The following is a 26,506-nucleotide window of genomic DNA, read 5'->3' as shown; positions in this document are numbered from 1 at the left end:
GGAACAAACAGGATGACTAATGTTAAAAAAATCGCAGTATTGACCAGTGGAGGAGACTCACAGGGCATGAACGCCGCTGTGCGTGCGGTAGTGCGCAGCGCAATTTTTTACGGGGTTGAAGTGTATGGTATCCAGCGCGGCTATCAGGGTCTGCTGAACCGGGACATTTTCCCGATGGATCTGCGCAGTGTAGGCGATATTATTCAACGTGGAGGTACCATTCTGCAGTCTGCGCGATGTCTTGAATTCGTGAAGCCTGAAGGTCAGCAGAAAGGTGCGGACATCCTGAATGAAATGGGCATCGACGGCCTTGTGGTTATCGGTGGTGACGGCTCTTACAAAGGAGCTAACAAGCTCAGCAAGCTGGGAATTAAGACAATGGCTTTGCCGGGTACGATTGATAATGACATTTCTTTCACGGACTACACGATTGGCTTCGATACAGCAGTAGGGGTAGTTGTAGATGCCATTAACAAGCTTCGTGACACCATGTCCTCGCATGAACGTTCCTCCATTGTAGAAGTTATGGGACGCCACTGCGGAGATATTGCTCTTCATGCAGGCCTGGCTTCCGGAGCGGAAACCATTCTCGTACCGGAAATGCCTTATGACCTCAACGAGGTGGCTGACCGGATGCGTGACAACTTTGCCAGAGGCAAACGCCACAGTATCGTTATTGTCGCTGAAGGCGTAGGCAAGGGCGAAGACGTTGCACAAGCGTTGAAAGACCGCCATGCTTCACTGGATGCCCGCGTAACGGTTCTGGGTCATATTCAGCGCGGAGGTACTCCGACTCCAGGAGACCGCAACCTGGCAAGCCGTTTGGGTGACTTTGCTGTTCGCAAACTGCTTGAAGGCGAATCGGATAAAGGCTGCGGCATTATTAAAGGCGAGCTGACCCTTACCGATATCGATATTGTGGTGAATACGAAGAAAGATTTCGATACGGAATTGTACGAGCTGGCTTCCCGTCTTTCCCAATAGAATACAAGAGAGCAGGAAATGCTGCTTCACAAGCCGCCTAGAGATAGGCGGTTTTTTGTGTTTGACAATATACCCCCACCCGTATATTATATACCCCATGGGGTATAATTAAAAGGAGGAAAAGAATATGGGTAAAACAATCATTATTATTGGTGGCGTTGCCGGTGGAGCGACAGCTGCCGCGAGGCTGCGGAGACTGAATGAACAGGATGAGATCATCCTGTTCGAACGCGGGGAGCATGTATCGTTTGCTAACTGCGGACTGCCTTATTATATTGGTGAAGCTATTGATTCCCGTGATAAGCTGTTTCTTCAGACGCCCAAGGGCATCAAGGAACGATTTAACATAGATGTGCGTGTGCTTACTGAAGTAACGGAAATTGTACGCCAGCATAAACTTGTTCATTACCGTGATGTCCGCACGGGTGAGACAGGGGAGATTCCATATGACATCCTGATTCTGTCCCCGGGAGCCAGACCGATTGTGCCTGATATTCCCGGTCTCTTAGAGGCCAAGAATGTGTTCACCTTAAGAAATATCCCGGATACGGACCGGATTAAATCTTTTGTAGACATTATGCGTCCTAAGCATGCCACGGTTATCGGCGGAGGTTTTATCGGGCTGGAAATGGCGGAGAACCTCCGTGAACGTGGACTTGAGGTGACGATTATTGACCGCGGTGCACAGCTCCTCAATCCGCTGGACCCGGAAATGGCCAAACCTGTGGAAGAGCATCTCCGGATGCACGGCGTGGAAGTAAGGCTGAATGAGGGGGTGGAGGCTTTTGAGCAACAGGGCGGAATGCTGCGCCTTTCTTCTGGAGACGTGATCAGGACCGAGATGATCATTATGGCAATTGGAGTCACTCCAGAGAATGAGCTTGCCCGCCACAGCGGTCTAGAGCTGGGAATCCGCGGCACGGTTAAGGTCAGTTCAACCCTGCAGACCAGCGATCCCGATATTTATGCCATCGGCGATGCCATCGAGGTCAAGGACCGCAATCATGGATTCCCCACCATGGTTTCTCTGGCATGGGGAGCGAACCGGCAAGGCCGTCTAGCGGCAGATCATATCAACGGTCACGCCATCTCCTATGATGGAGCTTTGGGAACGGCAATCATTAAGACCTTTAATCTGACCTCAGCGGTTACAGGGAACAATGAGAAGACACTCGCTGCTCTCAGTGTCCCTTATGAGGTCATTCATATCCATCCCAATTCACATGCGGGTTATTATCCCGGGGCATCTCCAATTGCCATGAAGCTGCTGTTCAACCCCGTTAATGGTGATATATACGGAGCACAGGCCGTGGGAGCAGACGGTGCCGACAAGCGGATTGATGTTATTGCCACTGCTATTCGCGGCAAGCTGAAAGTGAACGAGCTCGCAGATATAGAGCTGGCCTATGCACCGCCGTATTCTTCGGCTAAGGACCCCGTCAATATGGCCGGGTATGCCGCTTCCAATATTATGGATGGATTAGTCAGCAATCTGCAGTGGCATGAGGTGAATGCTTTCTCCGCCAAGGGCGGACTGATCATCGACGTCAGAGACGAGGTGGAGCGGCTGGCAGGTTCCATTCCCGGCTCAGTGAACATTCCACTGTCCGAACTGAGAAACAGGCTTGCCGAGATTCCAGCGGATCAGGAGATCGCGGTATCCTGCCAGGTAGGGCTTAGAGGCTATATTGCTGCAAGAATGCTGAGTCAGCATGGGTACAGAGTGAAGAATGTTGATGGTGGATACAAAACGTATGCTGTAATGGCAATGAAGGACATCCTGCCGCCAGAGGAGAGCAGCGCAGATACAGCAGCCCATTTACCAACTTCTCCGGATTCTTTAGATGACAGGGCACAAAGCGGCAGCGGGGAGCAGCTGCTGTTGCTGGATGCTTGCGGACTGCAGTGTCCGGGCCCTATACTCAAAGTATATGAGACTGTAAAGTCCATGCAGGAAGGACAGCAGCTGGAGATTGCTGCTACGGATTTCGGGTTTGCCGCAGATATTAAGCAGTGGTGCCTCAAGACGCAGAATACGCTGGAATCGGTGGATGTGTCGGGAGGGAAAGTGAAGGCTCTTGTACGTAAAGGGTTAAACAGGGTGACGGGAGAAGCCTTGCCAGCAGTGCCTTCTGAAGTCAAGGAGGGTACGACGATGATCGTATTCAGCGGTGATCTGGACAAGACGATTGCTTCCTTCATTATTGCCTCCGGTGCGGCAGCGATGGGTAAGCAGGTGACCATGTTCTTTACCTTCTGGGGATTGAATGTTCTGCGTCAGAGAAATGCTTCTCCGGTTAAGAAAAAAGGGTTGGACAAAATGTTCGGAATGATGATGCCTCAAGGTACCACAAAGCTACCGTTGTCCAGAATGAACATGGGCGGGCTGGGTGCAAGGCTGATACGGCATGCAATGAAACGGAAAAATGTGGACTCTCTGGAACAGCTGATGCAGGGTGCGCTGAATGCCGGCGTAAAGATCATTGCCTGCACGATGAGCATGGACATTATGGGTATCAAACAGGAAGAATTAATGGCTGGCGTCGATTTTGGCGGGGTAGCCAGTTATCTGGGAGCTGCAGAGGATTCAGGTGTGAATTTGTTTATCTAAAGGATGTGGGATGTATGGAATATGATAAAGGGATCAAAAACAGATTGAAGCGTATTGAGGGCCAGGTGCGTGGTGTGCTGGGCATGCTGGAGGAAGGGCAGGATTGCCGGGAGATTGTGACGCAGCTGACGGCAATAAGAACAGCTGTAGACCGCACGGTGGGTGCTGTTATCGGCTCTAATCTGGAGCAATGCATTCAGGAGGAGCTGGAGCAGGGCAATTCACCGGATCAAGTGATTAAGGAAGCGGTAGAACTGCTTGTGAAAAGCCGGTAACTCAAAAAAGGAACAGTCGCGGATGAACGCGCTGTTCCTTTTTAATTAACTGCGAGAACATCACATTTCTTCGGCCTGATGCCGTAACAAGATGTGCTGCACTTCAAGGCATTATTGTTCTCCGGCACCGGTGGCCAAGGCAAACCGCCGCTGGACTTTAACTAGCCGTGTCAGCAGCAGAATGGCTCCAATCGCCAGACCGATAATCAGTCCAACCCAGTAGCCGTAGGCACCCATATCGGTATAAGTCGCCAGGACATAGCCTGTAGGCAGGCCGATTACCCAATAGGCGGCGAAGCAAATGATGAATGCCGGGTTTACATCCTTATAGCCCCGCAGTACCCCTTGCGTCGGCGTGGCAATGGCATCGGAGATCTGGAAGAAGATCGCATAGATTAAAAAGTGCTGAATCAGGGAGATGACCTCGGGTTCGTCAGAATAAAGTCCGGCAACCGAATCACCGGCGAACAAGAGGACGAGAGCAGTCAGCAGCGACAGCACGGCGGCCATGGCGATGCCCATAATGCCGTATTGGCGGGCATCCTTCTGCCTGCCGGACCCGTTCTCAAAGCCGACGAGAATCGTCAGGCTCATGCAGATGCTGAGCGGAATCATGTATAGGGTGGAGGCGAAGTTGATCGCCGCCTGATGAGCTGCAATGGTTACTGTGTCGAACCGGCTCATGAGCAGTGTTACTGCCGAGAAAACCGCCGTTTCAAAAAAGATGGAAAATCCGATAGGCACGCCAATCTTAAGCAGCTCTTTGAAGCTGCCCAGCGATATGGCGTAGAACTTGCGGAACAGCTGCAGGCTTTTGAAGGGATCAGATCGGTAAATGAAGGTCAGGGCAATTCCGAAGATCACCCAGTAGGTGATAGCTGATGCGACCCCGGCTCCGACTCCCCCAAGGCGCGGGAAACCGAAATTCCCGAAGATAAGCAGATAGTTCAGCCCAACATTGACAGGTAAAGCAATTAGCGTGATGAACATCGAAACTCTTGTCTGCCCTAAAGCATCGATACAGCTGCGGACTACCGTATAGCCGAACAGAGGGATGATGCCGAAGGAAATGGCGCACAGGAAGCGGAAAGCAATATTCCTTACCGACGGCTCCAGATTCATAAAATCAAGAACAGGCGACAGTGCGAAACCGCCGATCATGAGGACGAGCAGAGAAACAATCAGTGAGAGCCAGATGCCCTGGGTCACCTGATAAGCGACATCTTTATCCCGGCGGTTGCCTATTAAATTGGACACAATCGGTGTTATACCCATGAGTATACCGCTAAGACCGGTTTGAATCGGGATCCATAAGCTGGTGCCGATGGCTACGCCGGCCAGATCATTCGTGCCGAATTTGCCGGACATATTGGTATCAAAGAAAGTAATAGCTGACAACGCAATCTGCGTAACAAGAATAGGAAATAAAATATGCAGGAATTGGCTTGCCTTTTGTTTAAGAGAAGTAGTATGTATCATCGGTTTGTGCCTCGTCATCTGAATTTTATAAAAGTGGGTAATATATAATCTTATATTATCAGTAAAAGACCCGGCAGGGCGCCGGGCCTTGGCTTATATTTGCTGATTGATTTCATCAAGGATAATTGCTGTAGTCATTATTTCTCGTAATCTACACCCGAAGTGTAACGGTTGTTAGCATTCCAGAGGAGGAATTCATCCACCTTCTCATCTTTCAAAGCCCGGATCTGGTCTTCTACCTGCGTCTTGCCGTATTTCACATAATGGCCGCTTCCAAGCCAGCTTGCGGTGAAGTCCTGAATCCAGGGGCGGATAATCGGTTTGTAGCTTCCCAGAGGGTCGAGCTTCTTATGTGTATCGACCATAGAACCCTTAATGGTCGCGTAAGGGTCTTTGTCAGGGTCTTTCACATCGAACCATCCTGTTGAATAATGGCTTGGGTATACCATCGGGCTGATGACGTCAACATTCTTCGATATTTTCACGAAATCCTGGCCTATGCCTTCCGCAGCGGGAACAGAAGCGGCGTATCCGAAAATATCAACTGATACCCGTACGCCCAGCGGGTTTAGTTCTGCTTTGGCGTATTTAACGAAGTCGCCAATGATTTCTACACGTGGTCTGTCGTTCTTGGTGTATTTAAGAGTATCAGCACGTTTCTCGAAGCCTTCCGGGAAACGGACATAATCGAACTGGATTTCCTTGAAGCCCAATTTGGCGGCTTCCTTGGCGATGTCTACATTGTATTTCCATACATCTTCATTATAGGGATTGACGAAGCTGTCTCCACCTTTATTGCTCCAGACTGTGCCATTTGTATTTACGAATGACATTTCCGGCTTCTTCTTGGCGAGAACAGAGTCCTTAAAGACTACGATCCGGGCAATCGGATATACGTCATGCTCCTTTAGGCGGGTCATCAGCTTGTTGATGTCACCGATGAACGGCTGGGGATGACCCAGCTTCTGAAGTTCAGCATTGTCTGTCTTATAGGTAATATATCCTGCATCATCCTTAATATCGATGACCATGGAATTTAATTCCGTTTTATCAAGCAGGTTAAGCAGCGTTTCCATCCGTGCTCCGCCTGCACTGTAGGCTGTCACATAAATACCTTTAACCTTGGGGGCATCCGGCTGCGGATCGGCAAGAATCGTGCCGTCAGTACCTCCTGCTTCAGTTCCGGGTGAAGCGCTTGTAACCGGAGTAGGGGATGTGGTGCCGCCTGTGGCGTTTGGTGATGCTCCGTTTGGATTGCTGCTGTGCTCTGCGACGATGGGGGGATTTGTGGCGGACTGCAATGCAGCCGTCACGTCGGAGTCGTGTCCGCCATGCGGCACGCCAACGCCTCCCAGGGCCATCATCAGTAATGCCCAGGTGATGTTCATTTGCTATTCTCTCCCTTTATGTACATTCCCTTAAAGTATAAAGGAACGGCAGCTGCCAAAAAGAACAGACTTGTAACAATCCCTGTAATTTTTGGCTGTTAAAAATAACCGCTCTTGTTGTTTATAAACGGGATGTACAGATTTTAAACGGTCCTGTTAAAAAGTAAATGCCGCCCGGACCCGGCACATAGCCGAACCCCAAGCGGCAACTATGAAGACTTGCTTCGAAACGTCTTGCTCACTGAAGATACGCAGAATTCTGATGCTCGCAAATGCTGTAATGGATGATATCCATGGCATCTGCCGGTTCCAGAATACTCAGACCGTCACGCAGAACGATTACGGAATTCAATTCATTCTGCTTGAGAAACGGCATCATATCAGGATACCACCTCATGACGATTGCTGACAGTTTTACCGTTTCCATTTCCATAAAAATCACCCTTTCCTTTTTCGAATGGTACTGAATTGAATTCAGGGTACACCCGTAAAACGAAGTGCTTGAAAAAAGAGGGGTAAATCCCAATCTTCATGAAATTGTAAGGGTCCTGCGTGAGTATAATATATCACAATTTTAATTTATGCGCATTTCTTTCAATGTGATCTTTTACGGAAGGAACCCATGACTCCAACGGTTTCCACAATGTTCACAAAAGCCTGAGGGTCGCTGGTTTTAATGATTCTTTTAAGCTCTGCGAGCTCATAGCGGGTGGTCACTGTCATTAGCATGTCCCGTTCCACATGAGAATAAGCGCCCTCTGTTTTGATCTTTGTGACCCCGCGTTGCAGGCCCAGAAGCTGCTGAAGCAGTTCGTCTGTTCTTGTGGTTACGATGTAGACAGTCACTTTAACATGACTGATGTGAATCAGGTCGACGACCTTTCCGGTCACATAAATGGAGACCATCGAAGCAAGGGCTAGATTCCAATTGTCGTCAAAATAGGCAGCGGCCAGAATGACAATACCATTCAGCCCTACAAGCACATTCCCGATCGGGAAGTCGCGGTAGCGCGTAATAATGGAGCCGATAATGTCAAAGCCGCCCGTAGAGCCTCCAACCCGAAAGGAAATGCCGCTGCCGACACCTACCAGCACTCCGCCAAAAACGGAGGCAAGTAGCATATCCGACGCTACAGCTGTCTGCGGTACCAGTGTCATTAGCCAAGTTGTGGCTCCTACGGATAAAATGCTGAGAATAATAAATCTGCGCCCGAGCTGAAACCATCCTGCCACAAGCAGCGGCACATTGAAGAGCAGATATAGCAGACTGATGTTAAGGGGAGTGAAATAACCCACTAACATTGCCACACCGGATACCCCTCCGCTTAGCAGCCGATGGGGGATTAAGAACAGATTGAAGCCGCTTGCTATCATCGCCGAACCCAAGATGATGGCAAGGTAATTTCCTAGTTGTCTTAGTCGTAACAAGCAAATTCACCTCTAGAGTGTAATGTAAGTAATGAAAGAAAGGAATACACTGGTATTCCTGATCGGGTTTGTGATATAATGTATAGGATATTCTTGAGTAGAACGTTACAATGGTACTTTTGCATTGCTTCGGATGTGAAGCTACAATTGTTCAGGCTAGATAACCAAGCTTGATCATAGGACATTTTTTCGTCCCAATACGCGTAAACCATGCAGAGATTACGGCATGTTTGGACAGCCTATAAATGTGTTTACCGCTACTTAAGAATACAGACAAGCATGTGGAATGTCCACTGTATAGAAGGAGCATGAATAATTTGAAAACATTCGCAGAATTCGGCTTGGAGCCAAAAGTACTTCAAGCAATCACAGAGCTAGGATTTGAGGAAGCAACACCCATTCAGGAGCAGGCAATCCCGCTCGCGCTGACTGGAGCAGACTTGATTGGCCAGGCACAGACCGGTACAGGCAAAACAGCCGCTTTCGGTATTCCCCTCATCTCCAAAATTGCCCGGGAAGAAGAAAAAATCCTGGCGCTAATTATGACGCCAACCCGTGAGCTTGCGATTCAGGTTGCTGAAGAAATCGGCAAACTGACCCGCTTCAAGGGTCTGCGTTCACTGGCTATTTACGGCGGACAGGATATCGGCCGTCAAATCCGCGGATTGAAGAAGAAACCACAGATCATTATCGGAACACCTGGACGCCTTCTGGATCACATCAACCGCAAGACGATCCGTCTTGATGACGTGCAGACCATCGTGTTGGATGAAGCTGATGAAATGCTGGATATGGGCTTCATGGAAGACATCCAGACGATCCTCAAGCTTGTGCCTGAAGAACGTCAAACCATGTTGTTCTCAGCAACAATGCCTCCTAACATTCAACGTCTCGCCCAACAGTTTCTGAAGAACCCGCAACATGTTTCCGTAATTCCAAAACAAATCAGCGCTCCATTGATTGACCAAGCCTATATCGAAGTTCCTGAGCGCCAGAAGTTTGAAGCACTGAGCCGTCTGATTGATATGGAGTCCCCAGATTTGGCAATCGTCTTCGGACGTACCAAACGCCGGGTTGACGAGCTTGCCGAAGGCCTCCAGAAACGCGGATATTCCGCTGACGGATTGCATGGCGACTTGTCCCAGAACCAACGCGATGCGGTTATGCGTAAATTCCGTGACGGCAGCATTGACGTACTGGTAGCTACTGACGTAGCGGCGCGCGGACTCGACGTTTCCGGTGTAACACATGTTATCAACTTCGACCTTCCGCAAGATCCGGAAAGTTATGTACACCGTATCGGCCGTACAGGCCGTGCAGGTAAAGAAGGAACAGCGTGGTCATTCGTGACTCCGCGTGAAATGGACCACCTGCATCTGATCGAGCGTGTAACCCGTCACCGGATTACCCGCAAACCGCTGCCAACAATGGCTGAGGCAATTGAAGGCAAGCAACGCATCACTGCAGAACGTCTGCTGGCAATGGTTGAAGAAGGCAGCGAGCTGAACGAATACAAAGGCATCGCGATTCAATTGCTGGAGCAATATGATTCTGTACAACTGCTCTCCGCAGCAATGAAATTGCTTACCGGCGACAACAAGGATACACAGGTTGAATTGACACCGGAAGATCCGATCCGTGCAAAACGCCGCGGAGGCAAGAATGACATCCGCAGCGGCCGCAAGCCTAATGGCGGCTACGGCGGCAACCGCACTGGTTCCGGCACAGGCGGTGGCTATAAAGGCAACCGTGATAGCGGCAGCAGCTATGGCGGCGGCTATAAAGGCAACCGCGACAGCAGCAGCGGTAGCACAACCCGTGGTGGTTACAGCAGCGGCTACGGCAGCAACAGCAGCAGCGGCGGTTACAAAGGCAACCGCGACAGCAGTGCCGACCGCAAACCATCGGCGCGTCCAAGCAGCACAAGTACCCGTCCGGCTAAACGCGAAGATTACGACATTTAAGCAGCACCGGCAATAATGAAGAAGACGAGTACCGGTTAACGGTTCTCGTCTTCTTTTTGTACAATTGAACATATTTAGGCTTTGTGTTTCATGCCTTAGATAACAAAAGTACGAGTGATAATAACGAGCAGGATGAACAGAACGAGGATAGTGCCTGTGGAAGTCCAGACGTTGCAGCCAACTGGTGAGGACATAGGTAAAACCTCCTTTGAATTAAGGTGATTGTAATGGTTACGTTCCTAATATATGGACGGATCGCCGGGCTTGCATAGACCATAACCCAGAATCTTAAGAATGGGCGCTGGAAAAGTCCGGGTCAAATAAGGTATAGTTAAGATACGCAGTATGCGCGAGACAGACAGGAGGAAGGGAATTGGAGTTTAAAGGAGCAATGGGCGGTCTATACCGCGTCACGGAATGGATTTCACGTATCGCCTTCAGTAACATTTTGTGGGCAATCTGTTCGGTTCCGTTTCTGTTCATGGGAGTAATGAAGATGATTATGTGGGGATCGGGTGCAGGCGGCCCCAATGAACAGATCACACTGAACTGGGCGATGGGTATTTTGGCACCGTTTACGGTGTTTCCGGCAACAGCGGCACTATTTACGGTTGTACGTAAATGGGTTATGGGCAATAGCGATGTTAGCACATTCCGCACTTTTTTCCAGGGGTACAAAGAAAATTATTTCAAGAGTATGCTTGGGGGATTAATCTACACAGTGCTGTTTGTTGTGATGTACGTAGATGTGACCGTATACATGACGCAAATGGCGAATTTCAGAATCGTCGGTATTTTGATGCTGGTGCTGATGATTATTTTGTTCGTCTCCATGTTTAATTTCTTCTCGATTGTGGTTCATTATCAAATGACCTTCAAAGAAGTGGTGACCAACTCCGTTCTGTTGACAATCGCCCGGCCGATCCGCGTATTCTCCACGCTTATTGGTGCAGCGGTTCTTGTCTATATAGGTCTGAAGTATCCGGTGCTTTACGCCTTGTGTATTCCTACACTGATTGCTTTTTTCGCCTTCTTTAACTTTTACGCTACATACAACAAGCTGCAATTGCAGGTGGAGAAGAAGAAGCAACAGGAACTGGAAGCCCAGGAAGCCCAGGAGGCGGCAGAAAGAGAAGCTGCGTTGCTTGAGGCGAATGATTACGATGATGACGATGACGACGACGATGATGATGAGTACGATACAGATAAAGATAAAAAACGGATTTAACATTAATTACACATAAGCCGTGAAATAAGGCGAGAAATTTATTCCAGTGTAAATTAAAGCGCATACAGGTTTACTTTTTCGTCAAAACGCAATATAATAGTAACAAATCCTGCGATGTACGTTTACGGTTGCTCGTTGTTTTGAACCAATGATAATGTCTTGGGAGATCTATACGAAGCGCGGCTGAAAGGCCCTGTCTATACGACGCGGGGAATTCAAAAACGACTTCTGCGGTCACCCACCTGCTATAGCAGGTTCAGAAGACACTGTAGCCGGACGGCATAGGCGGGTTTTCTACTGTTTTTGACAAGGTGCCCTGTTTCCCGCTTACCCGCGGGGATGGGGTACCTTTTTGTTTATAGTGAACAAGGTGAAAGTGAGCAATGCCCTTTTGTTCCTGGGATAAGAGTGTTACACTTAGACTAATGAACTTGGGATTTGAAGAGGGGGAAGAATTTTGTCGTTGAAAAGAACCTTGGTCGGTTTATTTCGCAGTCATGACGGAACAAGCGACCGTGCAAAAGATCCGGCATTAAAGACGCGTTACTACACTCTTTCTAGAGATAAGGCGTGGGAAGAAGTATCCTCAACGCTGAAGAAGATTCCTGGCTTCAAAGTGCTTCATGAAGTGCAATCTGTAGGAGAGATTACGCTTGAGAAGAGAACGGCATTCGGGCGTACGCTGGATATTACCGTGTCGGTGCTTAATACCTCACCGGTGCGTTGCGGCGTAGATATGTACTCGGCTTCCAGAGGTTCGCTTGGCGATCTTGGCGCCAACTATCGAGTAATTCAACGTCTGTACCAGTCTCTTGATAGGAAGCTAGGCAAATACAAGACAGAATAAAGGCAAGCTGCACTTTTCTGTTCAGAGATTGTATACGGTTTCGTGAAGTATGAAGATGCAGCCTGTCATTGAACAATAAGGTTACCCATAAGCAAAAAGCGGGAGAAGGATGACCTTCTGCCGCTTTTTTTTAGAGAATAAGAACTTATAGACTTTCATGTACTACGAATGAAATACAATTCGGCTGAAGGCTACAGCAGTTCCTTTACAGCTGCAATAGCGGCCTCGTAATTGGGATGCTCGGACATTTCGCCGAGGTACTCCACATAAGCCAAAGTATCGTTTTTGTCGATTACGAAGATGGAACGCATGTCCAGACGGAATTCTTTAATCAGGACGCCGTAGGCTTGTCCGAAGGCTGCTTCCTTGTGATCAGACAGTGTGATGACCCGGTCAATGCCCGCGGCGCCGCACCAGCGGGCTTGGGCGAACGGAAGATCCATACTGATGGTGAGAATAACGACATCATCGCCGAGCTCTGCGGCCTCGCTGTTAAAGCGGCGGGTCTGCGCATCGCATACACCGGTATCCAGAGAAGGCACCACGCTGATCAGCTTGATTTTGCCGGCGTAATCACTGAGGGAAGTATCTTCCAGCAGATTCTTGCTCACTGTGAACTGTGGTGCGGAATCTCCGGCTTTGAGCTGCGGACCCACCAGTGTGAGGGGGTTGCCTTTAAATGCGGCCACGCCTGTTCTTTCTTGCATCATATCCTTGGTTCCTCCTTGAATTGCAATATTGGATTCTTACTGCCACAATAAATTATAATCTTTTTAGAAGCTGGATGTCCAACCGGACAACTTACATAAAGGGTGGGTGTTATGATATTCATACGATATGAGAAGTGGAGAAGCTATCTTCGGTATTATCCGGTAACCTGTTTGCTTATTTTGGCGAATGTGATTATGTTTATTGTTCTGACGTTGAACGGCGGCTCGACAAATATCCAGACACTGATTGATTACGGGGGAACCGTTAATGTCAGCCCGCTGAAAGAGGAATTGTGGCGTTATGCGACAGCGATGTTTCTGCACAATGGCTTTGCCCATCTGTTCTTTAACTGTTTCGCGTTACTGGTGTTTGCTCCGCCTTTAGAACGGCTGATGGGCTGGTGGCGCTACGCGCTGCTCTATCTGGCGGGAGGTTTCCTTGCCAATCTTCTGGGAGTCGCGGTCAGCAGCCGTTCGGTGGTGGATTACGGTACGGTGTCAGTAGGGGCTTCAGGAGCGATCTACGCCGTATACGGCGCATTCCTCTATATTGCGTTGCTCCAGAGAGTGATGATGGATGAGAGCTCACGTAAGACGTTGTACGGGCTTTTGGTGATGGGGATTATTATGTCCTTCGCCACACCTCATGTGGACTATACAGCCCATATTGGCGGCCTCGTGGCCGGGTTCTTTCTTTATGGACTTATGATACGGATATTCAAAAAAAGCCGAAGGTAGGAGGTGTTGGATTCGTGGAACTTAGACAGCTGCAATATTTTTTGAAGGTAGCGCAAAAAGAGCATGTTACCCGGGCGGCAGAGGAGCTGCATGTGGCGCAATCTGCGGTTAGCCGCCAGATTCATCAGCTGGAGCAGGAGCTTGGAGTGGACTTATTCATGCAAAAGGGGCGCAATCTGCAGCTCACCCCGGTGGGGCAGCTTTTTTGCAAACGGGTAGAGTCGGTGCTGAAGGAATTGGAGCGCTCGGTAGCTGAGGTGCATGAATTTCTGGACCCGGAGCTGGGAGAGATCCGCATCGGATTTCCGCATAGCCTGGGTACGCATCTTATACCTTCCATTGTGGCGGAGTTTCGCCGGCATTATCCTCAGGTTAAGTTTCGTTTCAAGCAGGGGTCTTTTCCGTCTTTGATTAAAGACGTGCTGTCCGGTGAAGTGGATCTGGCTTTTATTTCTCCCTTCCCCGAAAATGACGGTCATGTGGCCGGTGATATTGTAATGACAGAGGAGCTGTTTGCGATCCTTCCGCAGAATCATCCGCTTGCCGGAGAGAAGGTAATCCGGCTTGAACAGCTGCGGGAAGAAAAGTTTGTTTTGTTCAGCCAGGGATATTCACTGAGGCCGATTGTATGGCAAGCCTGCCTGCAGGCAGGGTTCAAGCCGCAGATTGCTTTTGAGGGGGGAGAGACGGATACCATACGCGGTTTGGTCGCCGCTGGAATGGGAGTGAGTCTGCTGCCGGAAACGGCATTGTATCAGACCAATCCTATGCAGCCGGCTCAAGTGAGGGTGATAGATCCCGTTGTGACCAGGACGGTTGGGATCATTCACCGCAGTGAGGGCAAGCTGCCGCTGGTAGCCCGCTCCTTCCGCACTTTTCTGTTGACATATTTCAAAGATAGAAATAACAATACCCCGGTCGGCTCGTAGCCTTCCGGGGTATTTGCTCTGTATATCGACAGCGGGTTAACTAGATCAGCTTAATCACGATTTCCCAAGAACATCATGATCAGACGCAGCAGTTCAAGCAGGGAGACCAGGGCAGCAGCGACATAAGTTAAGGCGGCTGCATTCAGGACCTTGGCTACGCCGCGCTCTTCCTCGTTGCGGATGTAGCCTTGCTCAACCATGACCTGGCGGGCCCGGCTGCTGGCGTTGAATTCAACCGGCAGTGTGACAAGCTGAAAGGCTACTGCAGCTGAGAAGAAGATGATACCCAGACCAATAAGATTCAATGAGCTGAAAATAAATCCTGCCAACAGCATGAAGGGGGCTACGCCGGAAGCGAAATTGACAACCGGGAACATCCGGTGGCGCAGCGTGAGCATTGGATAATGTTCTTTATGCTGAATGGCATGGCCGATCTCGTGACATGCGACAGAGACAGCGGCAATGGAGCTTTCATAGTATACAGGCTCCGACAGGCGCACAACCCGGTGGACGGGATCATAATGGTCGGAAAGGGTGCCGCGCACAGGTTCAATCGGTACATCATAAAGGCCATTGGCATCAAGCATGCGCCGTGCGGCTTCATAACCTGTCAAACCGTTCATGTTGGCAACCTTGGACCATTTATTAAAGTTGCCTTTAACTCTGAACTGAGCCCACAACGAGAATAGAAAAGCGATAATAACTAACAGGTACATCAAAGGCATCATATAACATTCCTCCACTATGGTGTGAAAATAATATTTACATCGGCGGCCCCTGCGAGAGCAGCAGCCGGATCGCCTCCATGCACGCAACACCCTGCGGAAGCAGTGCGGCCAGCGCTCGTTTGGCTTGGACCGGTTTCAGTCCGCTGATCATCGGTTCCAATGCCTTTACTTCGCGCTCAAGCCGCTGCATCTGCAGTTCCAGCTCCACGAGTTTATCCGAAACATCGGTTTCTGGTGCGGCTGAATTCCACTTGCTCATCATGGCTTTGATTTCTTCCAATGTATATTTCTCATGCTTTAACTGATTGATACGTTCCAGAGCGATTAAAGTTTCATGGCTGTACAGCCGATAGTTCTTCATGCTTCTGGTTTCTGGTACAATGAGTCCCAGCTTCGTATAATAATCGATTGTGCGTTCACTGATGCTTGCAGCTTTGGCCAGTTCGCCAATCCGGTACAGGGTCATATCCCCATGTTCTTCTCACCTCGCTAACAGAATCCGGCCGGTTTGATCCGGCGCTTATCTTACTATATTTACACTTATTATGATATCAAATGATAAACCGTACAGTCAAACGTGATACTTACTTTAAGTATATGCAGGGTTAAAGCCAAAGATACCCTTGGAAAAGCAGGTTTCCTTCTATAAGATTGTACACCGATTGGACCTTACGAACTGCGGTATATTCACAAAGATGGAGGGGGATCTATAATTATATTACATGATGTGTCATGTTTATTGAATTGATGGGAGAGCGCGCTGCTTCTTTTGCTCATGAAAAGAGAAGAGTTCGGCAAAATAAGCGCCATTCACTTGATATATGTTCAGAATACTTATCATACAATACAGCATCTTGGATCATTTACATTAATGAAAATACATATTCATACATGGAGAAGTCCGTTTTTGCTGTATGCGTTTGCATAAATAAGGTTTGCTGATCGGCTGAAAACCTGTGATTTAACAGCGAAAATGCGTAGCTACAGGCAAATAGTGAAGAAATCATGTGCCTCAAGAAATAAATCGCAGCATTCATAAAAATAGTCTTGTCAATTTACCTGACTTCTGATTATAATGACATTAAGAGTTTCACGCTTTGTTAGAAAATATAACATTGGGGAGTGGGGTAAAGAATGAAAAAAAAGATGATAATGATGTTTCTGGCCATGATTACACTGATGGTCTACCCGGTCAGCGCATTTGCCGCTGAAGGTCCGGCAGCACCGGATCTCCAAATCGGATTGGATACGGCGTTTACTTTCCTGGCATTTATTCTTGTATTCTTTATGCAAGCGGGGTTTGCAATGCTTGAAGCCGGTTCGGTCCGGATGAAGAATGCGGGCCACGTAGCTGGTAAGACCGTATTGACACTCGCAATTGCCAGCTTGTGTTTCTGGGCACTGGGTTTTGGCCTTGGCTTCGGTAACGGCAACGGGTTCTTCGGAACTACAGGCTTCTTCTACGGTGGTGAAACACAAGCAGCATCATTCGATTCCCTGGTATTCTCAGATGTAACCTTAAACATTAAATTCCTCTTCCAAATGGCTTTTGCCGCAGTTTCTCTGGCTATCGTATCCGGTGGTATGGCGGAACGTGCTAAGCTTAGTGTATACATTATCTTCGGAATTCTGTTCTCTGTAGTTATCTACCCTGTCGTAGCTCACTGGGTATGGGGCGGCGGCTGGTTGGCTGAGCTGGGTATGCAGGACTATGCAGGTTCAACGGTTGTCCATCTTACAGGTGCAACGGCGGCTGTAGTCGCGACAATCTTGCTGAAACCCCGTCTTGGCAAGTTCAACAAAGAAGGCAAGCCGGTTATTATTCCGGGGCATAACCAAGTATTCACAGTACTCGGTGTTATCATCCTCTGGTTCGGCTGGTTCGGATTCAACCCTGGCAGCGCGTTGTCTCCAATGGGCGGATTCTTCGGCCACGTAGCATTGACAACTAACCTGGCAGCTGCGGCTGGCGGTCTGGCTGCATTGATCGCTTCTTGGCTCTACTTCGGCAAGTCGGATATCCCGGCAATGCTGAACGGTGTTCTGGCTGCACTGGTTGCAATCACAGGCGCCTGCGCTTTCGTAGTGCCTTGGGCGGCAATTCTTATCGGGTTTGTAGCGGGAGCATTCACTTTCATGACTTCACAATGGCTGGAACGTGCCGGCCTTGATGATCCAATTTATGCCTTCTCTGTACATGGTATCGCTGGGATGTGGGGAGCGGTGTCCACAGGATTGTTCGCAACACCTGATCTGATCGCGGAAGGTGCGCTTGTTGGTAAACCCGGATTGTTCTACGGCGGCGGATTCCACCAGCTCGGCGTACAGGTGCTGGGTGTGGCAGGTACCTTTGTCTTCGTAGCAGTTCTGTCCTTCATCATTCTCTACGTAATCAAGTTGGCTATCGGCCTGCGTGTTACCGAAGAGGAAGAATTGATGGGCCTTGATATCAGTGAACATGGTACTTACGGTTATCCTGAACAAATGAAACTGATTGCAGAATCGGAATCCAAGACCCTTAAAAATTAACTACTTCATGGATGGGGAGGCGGACCGAGTGGCTTCGATGGAGTCAGCAGAGTGGAATGAAGATAATAATTACTTGTCCATCGCAACGGCTGGTTCGCCGCAGGAGCTTAAGGCAAGGCGCACGGCCTGTCAAACCGTACTTCTGGCACAGTTAAACGTTGTTCCAATCGGGGAATGGATGACCCGTGTCAATGCAATGCATGACAGTATTGCGAAGGCGGCTGTAATCATATGTGAGGCGCAGATGAAAGAGGCGGGCTACGGCCCGCCTCCCTGCGCCTATTCCTTTATTGTGTTCGGCAGCGCGGGCAGGCAGGAAGCTACGCTCTGGAGTGATCAGGATAACGGCCTGATTGTGGAAGGGGAACCGGATGGGCTTAAGAAGAGTTATTTCCGGGCCTTTGGTGTGATGTTGTCGGATCTATTTGAACAAGTGGGTTATGAGAAATGCAGCGGCAAGGTGATGTGCTCCGAGCCGCTCTGGTGCAAGACACTGACGGAATGGAAAGAACAGCTGCAGAGCTGGATGCACCAGCTGGAATGGGAGCCGATCCGTTATCTGATTATCTCCTCCGATATGCGTCATGTAGCCGGGAACGCGGAGTTATCCGCGGAGTGGCGGGAAGCTTTTCATGCGGGATATATCGGCAACGGGAAGCTGTCCACGGCGGTGCTGCGCAATACGGTCCGCCACAAGGCAACACTAAATCTTCTTGGGCAGGTACTGACGGAGCGGTTCGGCGATTATGCCGGGGGATTTGATGTCAAATATGGTGTTTATATTCCGCTCGTGAATATTGTTAGACATTTGTCTTTATTTGAGGGAGTCTGGGACAGCTCCACGCTGAAGAGGCTGGAAGTATTGGGGGCGCTTGGCAAGTACCAGCACCTTGAAGATCTCCGCCGGGCATTTTTGACCGCGCTGCGGATGCGTGCGAACACTCCCTACAGTGTAAACGACGGCTTGTTGTCCAGCAGTGATTATATTGCTGAAAGTGATCTGAAGAATAAGCAGCTTATGTCCGAGCTGCGGGAAAGTCTGCTGCTCGTCAGGCGCCTGCATAGGGCACTGCAGCGTCAGCTCCGGTCAGCGGAAAGGAGACAGTCATGAAGGAGCCGAACAAAGGCGGCGGATTCTGGAACAACCTGAGACAAGGCGGAATGCCATCCGCCATCGCGTCGATGAGAGGCGGGGAATCGGCACAGCAAACGGCGCAGCAAATGGCCTTTATCCGTTCCCTGATGCGCGAGAAACGGCGTCCTGAAGTGCTGCATACCCCTCTCGCTGAACTTGAGACCGTTATTTTTGACCTGGAAACGACAGGTTTCTCCCACCAGCATGGGGATGAGATTATGTCATTTGGTGCGATTCGTGTAGTAGGAGAAGAAATAAAAGAAGATGAATGCTTTTATACACTGGTAAACTGCCAGACGGCGATACCGGATAATATTACCAAGCTTACGGGGATTTCTAAAGAGATGACATCCGCTGCACCTTCGTTAATGGACGGGCTGCATAATTTCATGTCCTTTGTGGGCCAGCGGGTGCTGGTGGCGCACGGAAGTGCGCATGACAAGTCTTTTCTGAATGCTGCATTATGGAAAACCTCCAAAGTGCAGCTTACCCACAGAGTGCTGGATACGATGATGCTGGCCCGCTGGCTTGAGCCGCACCGCAGCAATTATACGCTGGATGAACTCCTTGCCGTACACGAAATTCCGATCCAAGGGCGGCATCATGCGCTGGAGGATGCCAAAATGACGGCTCGGTTATGGGTGTCTTATCTGAACGAGATCTCCCAGAAGCGGCAGGTCGACACCTTGGGAGATCTGTACGCTTATTTAAGCAGAGCATAGAGCGGAGCATGCAGCAGCCGGTAACCCGCTGTTCTACTTGAATCAGGCAGCCGGTCGATATGAAAGCCCCTCAATGTTATTTCCTCACTCTTCTCCGTACCGGGAGAACCGATCAGGTATACCTTAAATTCAGGACCCAGTGCACTTAGTCCCTTGATGTCGGAGGGAGAAGGCCAGGGGGCAGAATGGGGATGGGAGTGGAACAAACCGACAGGGGCGGGCTCGTTATAGAGTGCCTTTACCCATTCGCGGGGATCGGGAACGAAGGCATGCAGCGGGTCAGGCGCTACGTTGCTCATGGGGACATAGTCCTTGATGTGCATGCCGCCCGCTGCGTCAGCACCCAGCAGTATGCCGCAAGCTTCATGCGGGTAACAGGTCAGCAAATGCTTCCCCAGCATGAGCTGTACGGAGCTATCCAGTCTGATGGGCTGGGTTTTTCCCTGGTATGCTGTCATATCTTCACCCCTCTCTCTTCATAGGATTTCGTCTCTGACGGAATCCTCTTTTTTTGAAAGATAAGAATTTATATGTTTCACGCTATAAATTATCCTTCTATTTCTCGCTGAAACGGATACCGTCCTTTTGAGGACGGCAAAGCCGTTTCCACTTGGTACGGAAGAAGCTGATTTTATTTGGATGTAAAGGATGGTTTGAAACTGCACATATTGGGGGTACAATAGGAGCAAACCATCCCATTTGCAAAGGAACGGTCTTCCCATGAGAGCTGTGGATAAACGAAATGTAACTGTTGTGGCCTTGATTGTGATATTGGCCGTTCTCGTAATTGCGCATAAATTCAGGGCTGACCCCGAGTCAGTACCGGTAGTGCAGCAATCGACCAAGCTGGAAAGCGGCGCAGGTGCTGGCTTGCTGGCTCCATCCTTCACTTTGCAGGGAAACGACAGCACTGTTTACGACGTAGGAGGACCTAGGGAGAAGGCGCTGATGCTTAATTTCTGGGCTTCCTGGTGTGAACCCTGTCAGCTGGAGGCTCCAGAGCTGAATGCGATGGCTGTTAAATATAAGAATGTTCTTGATATTTATGGCATCAATGTGACCAGCCAGGATTATAAGCCCAACGCCGAACGTTTCATCAAAAAATATATGCTGTCCTTTCCGGTCATGTTTGATCTAAAGGGCAAGGTGTTTGATAAATATAACGGTGCGGTATTTCCTACCAATGTACTAATTGACAAAAACGGGGTGATCTCCGAGATTATTCTCGGCGTCTTGACTCCCGAAGAGCTGGAGAAGAAAATCATCACACTAACCGGCTCTTAAAGAAAGGGCAACGATTAAAGCCCCCCTGCGAAACGGGTGTTTTCCCGGCTGCAGGGGGGCTTTGTCTGAGATTTGTGAGATCAAATCTTTAATGGTTGACTAAGCCTCTAGGCTCACTGCTGGACTTCTTGTCGTTTTCAAGTGAGATTTGTCCCAAAAGGGCATAACGCATACTGTCGACCAATGCTTCCCAGCTGGCCTCAATGACATTGCTGGATACTCCAACCGTACTCCAGGTATTAGTATAATTTCTGGATTCGATCAGAACCCGTACTTTTGCAGCGGTCTGATCCTGTTCATCCAGCACACGAACCTTATAGTCGGAGAGATGCATCTCATCCAGTTGCGGGAAGTAGGGCAGCAGCGCCTTGCGCAGCGCATTGTCCAGCGCGTTGACCGGACCGTTGCCTTCTGCAGCGGTATACAGGCTCTCGCCGCCGGCCTTCAGCTTGACGAAGGCCTCGGAAACGACCGGACTGCCGGCTGTCTTCTCCACAAGCATTTTGAAGGATTCAAAAGTGAACAGCTCGTTCATCTCGCCGGTGGCTTCACGCAGCAGCAGCTCCAGTGAGGCGTCGGCGCCTTCGAATTGGTACCCCTGATGCTCCAGGTTCTTGATCTTGTCAATCACCTTGCGGGCCTGCTCGCTGCTTGGGTCAAGACTGAGGCCCATATCCTGGGCTTTAGACAGGACATTGCTCTGGCCGGCCAGCTCAGAGACCAGCACGCGCTGCTTGTTGCCCACCAGTTCAGGAGCAATATGCTCATAGGTACGCGAGTCGCGCATGATCGCAGAGACGTGAATGCCGCCTTTGTGGGCAAATGCAGCCGTTCCAACATAAGGCTGATTAACCGGCATATTTACATTGGCGACTTCGCTCACGAAGCGTGCGGTGTTGGTCAGCTGGGGGAGGGAATCCCCCGGAATACAGTGATAGCCCATCTTAAGCTGCAGCGTGGGAATGATAGAGCACAGGTTGGCATTGCCGCAGCGCTCACCATAACCATTGATTGTGCCTTGCACCTGCCGGGCACCTGCGCCAATGGCACTGAGTGTATTGGCGACCGCAAGCTCACAATCATTATGGGTATGGATACCCAGCGAAGCGCCCGGAAGGGACCCGGCCATACCGGATACAATGTCTTGAATCTCATTCGGGAGTGTGCCGCCGTTTGTATCGCACATGACCAGCCAGTCCGCGCCGGCTTCCCGTGCTTTAGCCAGGACGGCAGCTGCATACTCCGGATTGTTCTTATAGCCGTCGAAAAAATGCTCAGCATCGAAGATCACTTCGAGGCCTTTGCGTTTCAGATAAGCGATGGAGTCTCCGATCATCGCCAGATTCTCTTCTAGTGTAGTTTGTAGGGCAGTATGCACATGGAAATCCCACGATTTCCCGACTAGTGTAGCCGCCGGTACGCCGGCATCAATCATTCTTTGGAGATTGTCGTCGTTCTCGGCTACAGAGTTCTTGCGCCGGGTGCTGCCGAATGCGGTGATTTTGGCATTTAAATGAAATTCCTTGACTCTTTTGAAAAATTCGATATCCTTATTGTTGCTTCCCGGGATGCCACCTTCAATGTAGTGCACACCCAGATCATCGAGTTTTCTGGCAATCTTCAGCTTATCATCCGCCGACAGGCTGATGCCTTCGCCTTGGGTGCCGTCGCGTAGTGTCGTATCGAAGATGGAGATGGACTTAGACATGGGAGTCCTCCTAAAAGTATTGTGAGAATGGCTTCCTGGATTTACTCCGTACAGAATTTGTTTCGGAAGCATCCGCTTAAGGGAAATGAATTTTTATATTATAGCATTTTTACGCGGGAATGTAACAAAGAACTTTACAGCGTTTCTGCTTTTGTTGACCTTCCGGCAGTTGAAGAGGTATGCTAAATCCGACAATGGAAACCCTGAAGATAAGAAGGTAGATATTGTGCAGAACGTGGATCAGTATTACCCAACGAGCGGCAGGGTTATTCTGCATGTGGATATGAATGCGTTCTACTGCTCAGTGCATGAGGCGGAGGATCCGGAGCAATACAAAGGCAAACCGACGGCGGTTGCCGGAAGCGTGGAGCTGCGGAGGGGGATTATTGTCACCTGCTCCTATGCTGCACGCAGGCTGGGAATCTCAACAGGCATGCAGGTGCAGAAGGCACTCCGGATTTGTCCATCCTTAATTGTTATTCAACCGAACTTTCATCTATACCGCAAGTATTCGAATGCATTCATGCAGATTGCCTACAGCTATACTCCGCTGCTTGAAGCAGTCTCAATAGATGAATGTTATCTCGACATTACCGGCTCCAGACAGTTCGGGACTCCGCTGGAGATTGCTGGGGCCATCCAGCGCCGGATCATGGAGGAGCTTGGACTGCCTTGCTCCATTGGGGTTGCCCCCAATAAGCTGCTGGCCAAAATTGCCTCGGATCTGAAAAAGCCCAACGGAATCTCCGTCCTCCGGCTGCGTGATGTGCCGGATATTTTGTGGAACAAGCCATGTAATGAAATGTTCGGCATCGGCGGAAAAACAGCCGAAAAGCTCCGGAAGCTTGGCATCTACAGCATCGGCCAGCTGGCTGCGGCTGATGAGAAGATGCTGGTGGGTTATTTCGGGGTCATGGGCTCATGGCTGAAACGGGCGGGCAACGGTATTGACCACGGCATTGTGAATCCTGAGCGCGAACAGAGCAAGTCAATCGGGCATACGACAACCTTGCCGAGAGATGTAGTCGGTCTGGCAGAGGCCCGGCCAATTCTGCTGAATCTTAGCGACCAGGTTGCCCGGCGGCTGAGGAAGCAGGGCTTGGTGGCAGCAGGTGTGCAGCTTACGATCCGCACACCCGACATGAAGACCATTACCCGGTCGCGCCAGCTGGAGACTCCTTCAGAAAGCGCAGAAGACATCTATAAGACGGTGTGTGAGCAGTTTGCCAAGCACTGGAAAGGGGACAAGCCGGTACGACTGCTGGGTGTTACCCTGCAGGGACTGAGCCCCAAGGAGGACTCCGCTATCCAGTTGGATTTGTTCGATTATGAACGTCAGCCGAAGAAGGAGTCCCTGAACAAAACGATGGATATGCTGCGCAACAAATTCGGAGAGAATGCGGTGCTGACGGCCGGCATGCTCAGTGACAGCCACTCGGCCCGCCTCCGCAATCATAAGGAGCGCGGCACCTCACTGCAGAAGGACAATCTCGAAAGTGTTGATCCTGATAAAATATGAGAAAAGCCTTGCCCGGCATGGACATTCAAGCAATGGAATATGCGTCGAAAATGGAAACGAATTGAAAACTAATTGAAATTGTATTCTATTTATATTAATATGAGAAAAATAACAGGCTGCTACAGCAGGCTGTATTGTTTAACGGGAGGCAGAGAAAAAATGGCTAAATACACTTGGGTCGAAAAAGATACTTGCATCGCTTGTGGTGCTTGTGGCGCGACGGCCCCTGATATTTTTGATTATGATGATGAAGGTTTGGCAGAAGTGATCTACGAGAATGACAGCAATCGCGGGTGTACTGTAATTCCGGATGATTTGTTCGACGATTTGCAGGATTCTGCAGATGGATGCCCAACGGACTCCATCAAAATTGCGGATGTTCCTTTTAATAAAGAAGGTTAATCCAAAACGTTTTTCGTTGACTACAGGATATAAGGATCGCTCAGCGCGAACCTTATATTTACATAAAGACATCTCTTCGCCGGCGTAAATTCGGTTGGGGGATGTCTTTTTTTGACGGACTGACCGATATATATAAGGAAAGAATCACAAACCCGCGGAGGCCCCGATGAAAAACTCGCAGCATCTTAAGGCGTATGTTCAGTTGCATCCTGAAAACAAGATGGCATGGTACTTGCTTGGTAAGGAATACTATAAGAACGGCCAGCAAGGCAAAGCGAATTACTGCTTCAATCAGGCCGGTGAAGTATACGAAGCTTTCGAGCACAGCAAGGTGCCGGCCGAAATGCTGCGTGAATATGAAGACGGCCTGCTCCAGGCTGCCCGGCAGCGTCACCAGAACAAGCAGAGAATGCGCCGTGTTCTGTTAACACTAGTTCTGCTGCTGCTGGTGTTTCTGCCGGATGCAGCTGCGCCGGGTACCCTTCCCGGTCCCGGTGAAACGGACAACTCGGCTCCAGAGATTGCCGGCGGAGCTCCGGCAGATTTACCAGAGGAACTTACGGCAACGGTCGTGCCAGAGACTGGAGTACAGCCTGCTCCGGCCCCGGTGAAGCTATCCTTTACGGCACAGCCGGGGGATGCTGCCGGACCTGGCAAAGCGCTGGCGGGCTTGCTGCAGAACAGCCAGCCGACCGGCTCAACGGCGATCCTGCGAATGGAGCGCTCCGGCAAATGGCTTATATGGAAGAAGAAGCTGCCGCTCGAGGCAAAGCTGGAGAAGAGTAAGGAAGGTCGGATTGTATACCAATCCTACAATTCGGCGGTCTGTGCCTGCCAGCCCCCGGATTCAGCAGAGCTGAAGAAACAGGCGGCAGGATGGCAAGAGGACCAGGAGGAGCTGGCAGTGCTGTGGAGCGCCATGCGATCCTACAAGAGCAGCAAGGGCGTGCTGCCGAAATCCCTTGGAGAACTGGAGGCGCCGTTCCCGGGGAATTGGCTGGGTGGGACGACTCCGCTGATGAAGGCAAAGTTCGCCTCGCTGCGTGCGGCAGCTTCCCCGGCAGTCCCGCAGGCCCCGGCGGCTACTGCCAAGCCGGCTACTGCCACGGCAACAGGGATTCCTGCAGCTGGCCAGGGCAGCAAGTCTCCTGAAACAAGCCGTGATGCAGCGGCGGAAATGCCCTTTTTTACAGCACCGCTGACTATTATTGTAGATAAACAAAAACACCGCCTGGCAGTGACCAGCGGCTCGATAATTCTGCGGAACTATGAGATTGGGCTCGGCGGCGACAAAACACCTGAAGGGACTTTTGCGATCACAGACAAGGTGGTCAATCCGAATGGCCATGACAACGGGGAATTCGGCAGCCGCGGGATGCAGCTTTCGGACAGCAACTATGCCATACACGGCACAAACGAGCCTGACAGCATAGGCAAAGATGAATCGCTGGGATGTATCCGGATGAACCGCAAAGATGTGGAGGAATTATTCGTCATGGTACCGATGGGAACGAAGGTCCAGATTACTAAAGGGGTTCTGCCTGAGGAGCTGCTGCATCCGGAGGAAGCCTTTCCCTCTGGAGCACCTCAAAATCAGACCAACCCCCACAAAGTCTACCACTGGCTGAATTAATTACCTGCTACAAGAAATAGAACAATAATAAGAAGAACCAGCAAGGCCAGACTTACACTAATCCACAGAATTGCTTTGCGGTTGACTTCTTCTTTCTTCTGCTGGAGTGTAGGAGGTTTGCGTTTAGTTGACATACGGGTCATCCTTCTTTCTCTCTTGATCAGTGATTACCCTTACATTGTAATGCGTTTGCAAGAAAAATACTATACTCTGCATTTCGCTCGCAGGCATCACCTGGGCAAAAAACTTTTCTTTTCTTCCCGAA

The 26,506-nt window shown here is 50.0% G+C and carries 26 protein-coding genes and 1 other RNA gene; 16 read left to right on the top strand and 11 right to left on the bottom strand.

What is annotated here, in order from left to right:
* The first annotated feature begins 12 nt into the window (after positions 1-12).
* The 3 genes from pfkA (at position 13) to AC3WT9_RS10200 (ending at position 3,870) form a co-directional block, all read left to right on the top strand.
* On the top strand, positions 13-984 hold the full coding sequence (pfkA, locus tag AC3WT9_RS10210; RefSeq protein ID WP_341091865.1) for a 6-phosphofructokinase: 972 nt from the start codon (positions 13-15) through the stop codon (positions 982-984).
* A 127-nt stretch (positions 985-1,111) separates the two neighbouring features.
* Positions 1,112-3,595 (top strand): CoA-disulfide reductase, encoded by a 2,484-nt coding sequence (locus tag AC3WT9_RS10205; protein WP_492407562.1) that lies wholly within the window; start codon positions 1,112-1,114, stop codon positions 3,593-3,595.
* A gap of 14 nt (positions 3,596-3,609) precedes the next feature.
* Positions 3,610-3,870, top strand: coding sequence for a metal-sensitive transcriptional regulator (locus AC3WT9_RS10200; protein ID WP_341091870.1), 261 nt, complete (start codon positions 3,610-3,612; stop codon positions 3,868-3,870).
* A 111-nt stretch (positions 3,871-3,981) separates the two neighbouring features.
* On the opposite strand, the gene AC3WT9_RS10195 is transcribed toward AC3WT9_RS10200, so the two are convergent.
* From AC3WT9_RS10195 to AC3WT9_RS10180, 4 genes are all read right to left on the bottom strand, one after another.
* Positions 3,982-5,349 (bottom strand): MATE family efflux transporter, encoded by a 1,368-nt coding sequence (locus AC3WT9_RS10195; protein WP_341380354.1) that lies wholly within the window; start codon positions 5,347-5,349, stop codon positions 3,982-3,984.
* Between the two features lie 137 nt (positions 5,350-5,486).
* Complete coding sequence (locus AC3WT9_RS10190) at positions 5,487-6,737, bottom strand: putative glycoside hydrolase (protein ID WP_341091874.1); 1,251 nt, start codon at positions 6,735-6,737, stop codon at positions 5,487-5,489.
* A gap of 238 nt (positions 6,738-6,975) precedes the next feature.
* Positions 6,976-7,170: a hypothetical protein gene (locus AC3WT9_RS10185; RefSeq protein WP_038589654.1), complete on the bottom strand. Its 195-nt coding sequence runs from the start codon at positions 7,168-7,170 to the stop codon at positions 6,976-6,978.
* 161 nt (positions 7,171-7,331) lie between these two features.
* Positions 7,332-8,165, bottom strand: a complete 834-nt coding sequence (locus AC3WT9_RS10180) for a YitT family protein (protein ID WP_341091876.1) — start codon at positions 8,163-8,165, stop codon at positions 7,332-7,334.
* A 317-nt stretch (positions 8,166-8,482) separates the two neighbouring features.
* Here AC3WT9_RS10180 and cshA point away from each other — a divergent pair, with 317 nt between their 5' ends.
* Complete coding sequence (gene cshA, locus AC3WT9_RS10175; protein ID WP_341091877.1) at positions 8,483-10,129, top strand: degradosome RNA helicase CshA; 1,647 nt, start codon at positions 8,483-8,485, stop codon at positions 10,127-10,129.
* A gap of 95 nt (positions 10,130-10,224) precedes the next feature.
* On the opposite strand, the gene AC3WT9_RS10170 is transcribed toward cshA, so the two are convergent.
* Positions 10,225-10,323: a dihydroorotate dehydrogenase gene (locus AC3WT9_RS10170; RefSeq protein WP_144024380.1), complete on the bottom strand. Its 99-nt coding sequence runs from the start codon at positions 10,321-10,323 to the stop codon at positions 10,225-10,227.
* A 179-nt stretch (positions 10,324-10,502) separates the two neighbouring features.
* Here AC3WT9_RS10170 and AC3WT9_RS10165 point away from each other — a divergent pair, with 179 nt between their 5' ends.
* The 3 genes from AC3WT9_RS10165 (at position 10,503) to AC3WT9_RS10155 (ending at position 12,204) form a co-directional block, all read left to right on the top strand.
* The gene (locus AC3WT9_RS10165; protein WP_341091879.1) at positions 10,503-11,357 is read left to right on the top strand and encodes a YesL family protein; all 855 of its coding nucleotides are present in this window, start codon (positions 10,503-10,505) and stop codon (positions 11,355-11,357) included.
* Positions 11,358-11,460: 103 nt separating this feature from the next.
* Positions 11,461-11,653: non-coding RNA, 6S RNA (gene ssrS, locus AC3WT9_RS10160), on the top strand.
* Between the two features lie 161 nt (positions 11,654-11,814).
* Complete coding sequence (locus tag AC3WT9_RS10155) at positions 11,815-12,204, top strand: DUF1499 domain-containing protein (RefSeq protein WP_341378166.1); 390 nt, start codon at positions 11,815-11,817, stop codon at positions 12,202-12,204.
* A gap of 191 nt (positions 12,205-12,395) precedes the next feature.
* On the opposite strand, the gene tpx is transcribed toward AC3WT9_RS10155, so the two are convergent.
* Positions 12,396-12,914 (bottom strand): thiol peroxidase, encoded by a 519-nt coding sequence (gene tpx / locus AC3WT9_RS10150; RefSeq protein ID WP_341091883.1) that lies wholly within the window; start codon positions 12,912-12,914, stop codon positions 12,396-12,398.
* Between the two features lie 111 nt (positions 12,915-13,025).
* Between tpx and AC3WT9_RS10145 the strand changes: the two genes are divergently transcribed.
* Both AC3WT9_RS10145 and gltC read left to right on the top strand, forming a co-directional pair.
* Positions 13,026-13,652: a rhomboid family intramembrane serine protease gene (locus AC3WT9_RS10145; RefSeq protein ID WP_341378168.1), complete on the top strand. Its 627-nt coding sequence runs from the start codon at positions 13,026-13,028 to the stop codon at positions 13,650-13,652.
* 14 nt (positions 13,653-13,666) lie between these two features.
* Positions 13,667-14,581 carry a glutamate biosynthesis transcriptional regulator GltC gene (gltC, locus tag AC3WT9_RS10140; RefSeq protein ID WP_038589672.1) on the top strand — a complete coding sequence of 305 codons (915 nt, stop codon included), beginning with the start codon at positions 13,667-13,669 and terminating at the stop codon, positions 14,579-14,581.
* A gap of 50 nt (positions 14,582-14,631) precedes the next feature.
* Here gltC and AC3WT9_RS10135 read toward each other — a convergent pair whose 3' ends face one another.
* Together AC3WT9_RS10135 and AC3WT9_RS10130 are read right to left on the bottom strand one after the other, a co-directional pair.
* The gene (locus tag AC3WT9_RS10135) at positions 14,632-15,309 is read right to left on the bottom strand and encodes a zinc metallopeptidase (protein WP_379142704.1); all 678 of its coding nucleotides are present in this window, start codon (positions 15,307-15,309) and stop codon (positions 14,632-14,634) included.
* A 34-nt stretch (positions 15,310-15,343) separates the two neighbouring features.
* Positions 15,344-15,775 carry a MerR family transcriptional regulator gene (locus AC3WT9_RS10130; RefSeq protein WP_341091889.1) on the bottom strand — a complete coding sequence of 144 codons (432 nt, stop codon included), beginning with the start codon at positions 15,773-15,775 and terminating at the stop codon, positions 15,344-15,346.
* Between the two features lie 668 nt (positions 15,776-16,443).
* Here AC3WT9_RS10130 and AC3WT9_RS10125 point away from each other — a divergent pair.
* The 3 genes from AC3WT9_RS10125 to AC3WT9_RS10115 are packed head-to-tail and all read left to right on the top strand — an operon-like array spanning position 16,444 to position 19,695.
* Entirely contained in the window at positions 16,444-17,838 is a 1,395-nt protein-coding gene (locus AC3WT9_RS10125) for an ammonium transporter (RefSeq protein WP_341091892.1), read from the top strand.
* Between the two features lie 37 nt (positions 17,839-17,875).
* Positions 17,876-18,949, top strand: coding sequence for a DUF294 nucleotidyltransferase-like domain-containing protein (locus AC3WT9_RS10120; RefSeq protein WP_341097626.1), 1,074 nt, complete (start codon positions 17,876-17,878; stop codon positions 18,947-18,949).
* A complete protein-coding gene (locus AC3WT9_RS10115; protein WP_038589680.1) occupies positions 18,946-19,695 on the top strand; it encodes an exonuclease domain-containing protein in 750 nt (249 codons plus the stop codon). The genes AC3WT9_RS10120 and AC3WT9_RS10115 overlap by 4 nt, the downstream gene beginning before the upstream one ends.
* Here AC3WT9_RS10115 and AC3WT9_RS10110 read toward each other — a convergent pair.
* Positions 19,677-20,153: a M67 family metallopeptidase gene (locus AC3WT9_RS10110; RefSeq protein ID WP_341091895.1), complete on the bottom strand. Its 477-nt coding sequence runs from the start codon at positions 20,151-20,153 to the stop codon at positions 19,677-19,679. The genes AC3WT9_RS10115 and AC3WT9_RS10110 overlap by 19 nt on opposite strands.
* A gap of 262 nt (positions 20,154-20,415) precedes the next feature.
* On the opposite strand from AC3WT9_RS10110, the gene AC3WT9_RS10105 reads away from it, so the two are divergent.
* Positions 20,416-20,979, top strand: coding sequence for a TlpA family protein disulfide reductase (locus AC3WT9_RS10105; protein ID WP_341378170.1), 564 nt, complete (start codon positions 20,416-20,418; stop codon positions 20,977-20,979).
* Positions 20,980-21,067: 88 nt separating this feature from the next.
* Here AC3WT9_RS10105 and cimA read toward each other — a convergent pair whose 3' ends face one another.
* Positions 21,068-22,687 (bottom strand): citramalate synthase, encoded by a 1,620-nt coding sequence (gene cimA, locus AC3WT9_RS10100; protein WP_341091899.1) that lies wholly within the window; start codon positions 22,685-22,687, stop codon positions 21,068-21,070.
* A gap of 226 nt (positions 22,688-22,913) precedes the next feature.
* Between cimA and AC3WT9_RS10095 the strand changes: the two genes are divergently transcribed.
* The 3 genes from AC3WT9_RS10095 to AC3WT9_RS10085 all read left to right on the top strand — a co-directional run bounded on the left by AC3WT9_RS10095 (position 22,914) and on the right by AC3WT9_RS10085 (position 26,241).
* Entirely contained in the window at positions 22,914-24,206 is a 1,293-nt protein-coding gene (locus AC3WT9_RS10095; protein ID WP_341380355.1) for a DNA polymerase IV, read from the top strand.
* A gap of 159 nt (positions 24,207-24,365) precedes the next feature.
* Positions 24,366-24,608, top strand: coding sequence for a ferredoxin (locus tag AC3WT9_RS10090; protein WP_341091901.1), 243 nt, complete (start codon positions 24,366-24,368; stop codon positions 24,606-24,608).
* Between the two features lie 166 nt (positions 24,609-24,774).
* The gene (locus AC3WT9_RS10085) at positions 24,775-26,241 is read left to right on the top strand and encodes a L,D-transpeptidase (RefSeq protein ID WP_492407561.1); all 1,467 of its coding nucleotides are present in this window, start codon (positions 24,775-24,777) and stop codon (positions 26,239-26,241) included.
* On the opposite strand, the gene AC3WT9_RS10080 is transcribed toward AC3WT9_RS10085, so the two are convergent.
* Positions 26,238-26,375 (bottom strand): hypothetical protein, encoded by a 138-nt coding sequence (locus AC3WT9_RS10080; RefSeq protein WP_341091905.1) that lies wholly within the window; start codon positions 26,373-26,375, stop codon positions 26,238-26,240. The genes AC3WT9_RS10085 and AC3WT9_RS10080 overlap by 4 nt on opposite strands.
* Positions 26,376-26,506: the final 131 nt, after the last annotated feature.

Source organism: Paenibacillus sp. EB106-06-01-XG199 (assembly GCF_058791575.1).
This window is presented reverse-complemented; position numbering and strand designations above follow the sequence as displayed.